1 pseudogene is annotated in these 287 nt (G+C 65.2%); it reads left to right on the top strand.

The annotated features are described in order from the left end of the window. Positions 1-42: 42 nt before the first annotated feature. Positions 43-287: pseudogene (locus tag RVY79_RS19040) on the top strand (dienelactone hydrolase); the annotation flags it as partial.

Below are 287 nucleotides of genomic sequence, written 5' to 3'. Positions count from 1 at the left end.
CTGCAGCACCTTGCTACCCACGCCTGACTACGGAGCCCGCACATGACAAGCCACCACCTGCAGGAAGACGATCGTCTGGAAGACTTTGCATGTCGCCAGATCACGCTGGATGGCATCACCAAAACCGTGTACGTGGCCGGCACGGGCCCTGCCGTGATCATCATGGCCGAGATGCCCGGCATCAGCCCGCACGTGGCGCGGTTTGCGCGTTGGGTGCGGGATGTGGGGCTGACGGTCTACATGCCGTCGCTGTTCGGGCGCGATGGTGCGGTGCCCGAGGCGGAGGC

The organism is Chromohalobacter sp. HP20-39, assembly GCF_033052815.1.
Lineage (GTDB): Bacteria > Pseudomonadota > Gammaproteobacteria > Pseudomonadales > Halomonadaceae > Chromohalobacter.
The sequence above is the reverse complement of the archived record's forward strand: the minus strand, read 5'-3'. Positions and strand labels throughout refer to the sequence as shown.